6 protein-coding genes are annotated in these 6,195 nt (G+C 65.3%); all 6 read left to right on the plus strand.

Translation table 11 applies throughout. The features are described from left to right. Positions 1 to 904: helicase-related protein (locus ACOMG5_RS17435; RefSeq protein ID WP_420345056.1), on the plus strand; the 904-nt coding region annotated here is incomplete at its 5' end. A gap of 221 nt (positions 905 to 1,125) precedes the next feature. Continuing rightward, positions 1,126 to 1,326, plus strand: a complete 201-nt coding sequence (locus ACOMG5_RS17440; RefSeq protein WP_130989807.1) for a DUF6511 domain-containing protein — start codon at positions 1,126 to 1,128, stop codon at positions 1,324 to 1,326. Continuing rightward, positions 1,326 to 2,093 carry a hypothetical protein gene (locus tag ACOMG5_RS17445; protein ID WP_420345057.1) on the plus strand — a complete coding sequence of 256 codons (768 nt, stop codon included), beginning with the start codon at positions 1,326 to 1,328 and terminating at the stop codon, positions 2,091 to 2,093. The genes ACOMG5_RS17440 and ACOMG5_RS17445 overlap by 1 nt, the downstream gene beginning before the upstream one ends. A gap of 44 nt (positions 2,094 to 2,137) precedes the next feature. Next, positions 2,138 to 4,465, plus strand: a complete 2,328-nt coding sequence (locus ACOMG5_RS17450) for an AAA family ATPase (RefSeq protein ID WP_420345058.1) — start codon at positions 2,138 to 2,140, stop codon at positions 4,463 to 4,465. A gap of 387 nt (positions 4,466 to 4,852) precedes the next feature. Beyond that, positions 4,853 to 5,341: a crossover junction endodeoxyribonuclease RuvC gene (locus ACOMG5_RS17455; RefSeq protein WP_420345059.1), complete on the plus strand. Its 489-nt coding sequence runs from the start codon at positions 4,853 to 4,855 to the stop codon at positions 5,339 to 5,341. Then, the gene (locus ACOMG5_RS17460) at positions 5,338 to 5,718 is read left to right on the plus strand and encodes a DUF6362 family protein (RefSeq protein WP_115754692.1); all 381 of its coding nucleotides are present in this window, start codon (positions 5,338 to 5,340) and stop codon (positions 5,716 to 5,718) included. Before ACOMG5_RS17455 ends, ACOMG5_RS17460 begins: the two co-directional genes overlap by 4 nt. Positions 5,719 to 6,195 lie beyond the last annotated feature (477 nt).

A 6,195-nucleotide genomic window follows, 5' to 3' on the forward strand; every position in this document is an offset into this window, starting at 1 on the left:
GTTCAGGGCAGCTGGCGTTTCCGCCGCGCTGATCCACGGCGATCTGGCGGCCGAGACCCGCAAGGCGATCCTCGCCGACTACGAGGCGGGCGACATCCACGTCATCGTCAACGTGGCGGTGCTGACGGAGGGCTGGGACCATCCGCCCACTTCCTGCGTCGTGCTGCTTCGCCCCAGCTCCTACAAGTCCACCATGATCCAGATGGTCGGGCGCGGCCTGCGCACCGTCGATCCCGAGGAACATCCCGGCATCGTGAAGACCGACTGCGTCGTGCTGGATTTCGGGACGTCGAGCCTCACGCACGGAACGCTGGAGCAGGATGTCGATCTCGACGGGCGGGTCCCGACGCCGGGGGAAGCGCCGACGAAACTCTGCCCGGAATGCAAGGCCGAGATCCCGATCGCGGTCACCGAATGCCCGATCTGCGGGTGCGAACTGCCGCGCGAAGGCGCGGAGCCAATCGACAGCTTCGTCATGACCGAGCTCGATCTTCTCGAGCGATCGAGTTTCGCGTGGGTGGACCTGTTCGGCGACGACGCCGCGCTGATGGCCAACGGCTTTCACGCCTGGGGCGGCGTGTTCTTCCTCGAGGGCCGCTGGCACGCGGTCGGGGGCGCCAAGGGCAAGGCGACGCGGCTCCTGAGCGTGGGCGAGCGCATCGTCTGTCTCGCGCAGGCCGACGACTGGCTGAACGAGCATGAGACCGACGAGAGCGCCTTCAAGTCGAAGGGCTGGCTGAAGCAGGACGCGACGGAGAAGCAGCTGAACTGCCTGCCCCCCGAGTTCCGGCGCGATTACGGCCTGACGCGCTATCGCGCCTCCGCGCTGATCTCGTTCCAGTTCAACAAGCGCGACATCCGGCGCCTCGTCACGGCGGCCGAGCCCGAGCGGAGGGCGGCGTGAATCATGTCGCGCAAGTCCCATCCCCGCCCGCAGCGCCTGCGGATTGCCCGAAGCGTATTCGGCTCTGGCACCCGCGCCTCAAGCCTTGCGCCGTCTGTCTGCGCCCCGCGCGCGGCTTCGGTTTCTTCAACCCCAACAGACCCCGCCCCCGCGAACACCGCTGGTTTTGCTCGATGCACTGCCAGGCGTTCTTCGCGGCCCGCCACCGGAAAGGACTGACCATGCAGGGAACCACTGATGAAGAACGCCTCGCCATAGCGATGGTGATGAAGCGGCTCGGCACGACCATGGACGAGATCGGCTGGGACAAGCGGCTACGGGATCTGGATGCGACAGAGGTCACCGCGCTGATCGAGGAGGTTCTGGAGGGCTATGGCGCCGAGATGTCGCGCATCGCCGCCAGGAGCGAGGTGCCGTTCTGATGCTGGATTTCAACCCGCGCCCCTCCATGGCCGAGCGGATCAACGCGCTGGTCGACGCCGCGCTGATCGCCGAGCGGGAGGCCACGCCGCCCCGGACCTATCTCGGCGCGTCCCGTCTGGGACATGCCTGCGAACGCGCGTTGCAGTTCGAGTTCGCAGGCGCGCCCAAGGACGAGGGCTCGGACTTCGGCGGGCAGACTCTGCGGATCTTCGAGATCGGTCACCAGCTCGAGGATCTGGCGATCCGCTGGCTGCGGGCGGCCGGGCTGGACCTCTACACCCGCAAGGGCAACCGCCCCGATGGCGAACAGTTCGGCTTCTCTGTCGCGGGCGGTCGCATCCGTGGCCATGTCGACGGGGTCATCGCGGCGGCACCGGCCGCGCTCGGTCTCCGCACCCCGGCGCTCTGGGAATGCAAGACGATGAACGCGAAGAACTGGCGGGCCTGCGTCAAGGGCGGGGTCGCCGTCTCCAAGCCCGTCTATGCCGCCCAGATCGCGATCTACCAGGCCTATATGGAGCCTTCGGTGCCGGGAATATCGGCCGCACCGGCGCTGTTCACCGCGATCAACAAGGACACCGCCGAGCTGCACCATGAGCTCGTCCCCTTCGATGCCGATCTCGCGCAGCGCATGTCTGATCGCGCCGTGCGGATCCTGCAGGCCACGGACGCGGGTGAGCTGTTGCCTCGCATCGCCGCCAATCGGGATTTCTTCGAATGCCGGTTCTGCGCCCATGCCGAGCGGTGCTGGGGGCTGGCGGCATGACTGACGAGCCCACCAATCCATCAGATCCCGATCAGGACACACCCATGCGCGACGACACGACGCCCGACACCCCCAAGAAAAACATCGTGCACTTCAATCCGTGGCGCGACTTCAACGACGCCGCCCCGCAGGTCGACGTGTTCGGCGACGAGCCGGATCCCGAGCAGATTGCGCAGTTCATGCAGGTGGTCTTTGGTTACTGCGACGGGCTGATCCCGGTCCGAAGTTTCATCGACAAGGGTCAGGGCATCGATGGCCGCCCGCACAACATCTGGCTGGAGGCGGATCAGGCCGCGCCTGAAAAGATGTCGACCTTCGCCACATGGGCCTCGCGCGAAGGCGCAGCGGTCTACGTGATCCCCGGCACCGTGGCCGCGCCCGGTCAGGCCAAGGCGGCAGAAATCCTGCAGATGCAGACCGTCGTCGTTGATCTCGATACCGGCGACATTGCCGCCAAGCGGGCCCATATGGAGCGCCATCTTGGCGCGCCGACCATGGTAGTGGAAAGCGGCGGTGTGACACCGGAGGGTCAGCGCAAAGCGCACATCTGGTGGACGCTGACCGAGCCCGCTGAGGGCGACGACATCGCCCGTGTCTGCCGTCTGCGCGGCGACATCGCGGCCAAGGTCGGTGGCGACATGCATTTTCGTTCCGCACACCAGCCGATCCGGGTGGCAGGCAGCGTCTATTACAAGAACAGTCTCAAGACGCAGGTGCGGATTGTCGAGATGAACGCCGACCGCGAGCGTGATCTGGCCGAGTTCATCGAAGCGGTCACTGACATGCCACCCGCGCCCGGCGTGTCCATGCAGCCTGAGTTCTCCCACCCCGACAAGCCCGCGATGGACGATGTTCTGGTGACCCCGGTGCGCGAGGGGGCGCAGGACGATTGGTCCCGCTTCGAAGGTGCGTCGGCCGCGATCGGCCATTTCATCCGCATGGTCCACGAGGGCCGGATGACTAAGGATGAGGGCTGGGAGGGCATCTGTGGCTACAACGCCGCCATGCTGCGGCCGCAGTGGCCGGTCGAACGGTTGAAGCGCGAGTCCGAGCGGCTCTGGAACCGGCATGTCGAGAAATACGGACCGCCGTTGATCCGGCTGGAGTCCGGCGCACCGGGACCGGCCGAGATGCCCGCATTCACGCTGGGCGCGCTGCTGGACGACCAGAGCCCGATGCCGGAGGACATCATCGCACCGCGGGTGCTGACGCCGGGCGGGCTGCTGGTGCTCGGTGGCGCGCCGAAGGTGGGCAAGAGCGACCTGTTGATCTCCTGGCTCGTCCACATGGCCGCCGGTGTGCCGTTCCTCGGGTTCACGCCGCCACGGCCCCTGCGCATTTTCTACCTGCAGGCCGAGATCCAATATCACTATCTGCGGGAACGGCTGAAGCAGATCGCCCTGCCGCCAGAGGTGTTGGCCGCCGCACGCGACACCTTCGTCGCCACGCCGAAACTCAAGATGCTGCTCGACAATGAGGGCAGCGTTCAGGTTGCCCGCGCCGTTCAGACGGCGTTTCCGGAGGCACCGGTGGACATCCTCTGCATCGATCCGATCCGGAACCTGTTCGACGGCGGGCCCGATGGCGGTGGCGAGAACGACAACACCGCCATGATGTTCTTCCTGAAGGAACGGGTCGAGGTTTTGCGCGACCATATCGACCCCGATTGCGGGGTCATCCTGATCCATCACACCAAGAAGCTCAGCAAGCAGCAGGTAAAGGACGATCCCTTCCTCGCGCTCTCCGGCGCCAGCGCGCTGCGCGGGTTCTACACCTCCGGCCTGATCCTGCACCGGCCCGACGAGGATTGCTCGCAACGAAAGCTGGAGATCGAGCTGCGCAATGGCCCCGCGTTGCCGCCAAAGGTGATCGACAAGGTCGGCGGCCAATGGGTCGAGATCAACCCAATGAACGAGCGTCTGGTGCGGGCCGATCTTGGAGCACGGCACGACGCGGAGCGCGCCCGAAAAGGCGAGGTGATTGTCACCATCCTCATGGACGAAGCCCTGAAGGGCAAGATCTACACCATGACCCAGTTCGCCGAGGCCTTCGAGAACAAGGCGGGGCTCAGCGGCGCCGCAGGCATCCGCGATCGGCTGAACGTGCTGACCACCAAGGGCGTCGTAAAATTCGTGAAAGGCCAAGCCGCAAGCGCCCTCGGGCTGCCATCCGACCGCAGCAAGTATGGCTATCTCTGCGTCGAGGAAATGGTCCTCGTGACCGGCGAGGAGGCAATCGATAGCGAGACGGGCGAGGTCCTGCCTAAGGCCATCCAGATCCTACCCAGCCACTACAAATGCCCCCAGACGGGGGCCGTCCTGCCGGTCGAAAACCCCGCTGTATGGGTCTATGCGGAGGGCAAGGATCCATGAGTTTTCCGTCCGAAACCGTGTGCAAAATCTGGGGTCTCAGGTGCCAAATCTGGCCAGATTTTGCCAAATCTGAAATCTGCTACAAATCTGAAATCTGGCTTTTATCCCTCATCTTCAATGGCTTGACAGGTGAAATCCAGATTTGGCTGGCAGCCTTGCCAAATCTGGAGACAGGTCTGGATTATCAACGTGATTCCAGTGGCTTATGCCAGATTTCAGATTTGGCACCAAGTACCCCTAAAGGGGTGGGTGGACTCCCCCCGCAAGGCGGGGAGGTCCACCACCCACCCCTGGGCATTTTTCTCGGACCGAACTCTGGGCATGGGCGCTGCCTCGACAACGTGACCGCTTTCCACCCCCACCACCCAATTCGAAGAGGAGCGCCCTATGGCTGACCCAACTCTTGCCGCCCGGACCATCCTCGCGCTCGACCTCGGCACCACCACCGGGTGGGCGCTGCATGGCCATGACGGTCTGATCACGAGCGGTACCGTGTCGTTCCGCCCTGGTCGCTTCGACGGCGGTGGCATGCGGTATCTGAGGCTCACAAACTGGCTGAGCGAGATTGACCGACTGTCCGGGCCCATCGCGGCGATCTGGTTCGAGGAGGTGCGCCGCCACGCCGGCACCGATGCCGCCCATGTCTATGGCGGGCTGATGGCGACGCTGACCGCATGTGCGGAACTGCGCGGTGTGCCCTATGCGGGCGTGCCGGTCGGCACCATCAAGCGCCACGCCACCGGCAAGGGCAATGCGCCGAAGCAGGCGATGATCGATGCGGCCCGCGCCCGTGGCTTCAGTCCCGCGGATGACAACGAGGCCGATGCCATCGCCATCCTGCTCTGGGCGATCGAGACGAACGGGGGTGTCGCATGACGCAGCACGAGTCCTGGACCGCCGATGACGTGGCCGATCATTTCGAGGAGGCGTTCCGCACCCTGCGCAAGCTGCCGGCGGTGAAGGCACGGGGGCATTTCAGCGGCTGGCCGCAGGTACTGCGCAGCCCCCGCGAGATCGCCGCCATGGAACCGGAGCCGATGCGCGTCTGGCCTTCGGCGGCAGCCATCACCCGGCTCGAGCAGACCTTCGACTGGGTGCTGTGGATCGAGGAGGCCGAGCGGCGGCTGGTCTGGTCCCGCGCGGCACGGGTGCCGTGGAAGCAGATCGCGGGCGAGATGGGCTGCGACCGGACCACCGCCTGGCGGCGCTGGCAGCTGGCGCTCACGAAGATCGCTGCGCGGCTGAATGCGTGAACGAGTCCAAAGTGTTGCAACACTTTTCTGTTCGACACATGCAACAGATCCGTGCTACAAGCAGGGCATGATCGGGAGAAGAGCGCCATGAGCGCCACCGATCGTTCCCACACCCATTCCATCCATTTCGCGAGGCCCCATGCCTGTGCGCCCGCCGATCCATCGCCCGGTGGGGCGACGCGACAAGCGTGAACGCGACCGCGATGCTGACCGTAACCGCGACCCCGCGGTCAGGGCGCTCTACAAGTCCGCCCGCTGGCAGCGTGCGCGGCAGATGTTTCTCGCCCGGCACCCGCTCTGCGCGGAATGCCAGCGTCAGGGCCGTGTGAGCGCCGCCAATGCCGTCGATCGGCTCTGATGATGTGACCGCCCCCCGACGGCATCTCTGTGCCAAGGTGGGTCTGCGATGATCCACAAAGGAGGACGGTCATGTCGGAGATTATCACGGTCGGGCTCGATCTGGCGAAGAATGTGTTC

Source organism: Paenirhodobacter sp. (genome assembly GCF_041916475.1).
In the GTDB taxonomy this organism is placed as follows: Bacteria; Pseudomonadota; Alphaproteobacteria; order Rhodobacterales; family Rhodobacteraceae; genus Rhodobacter.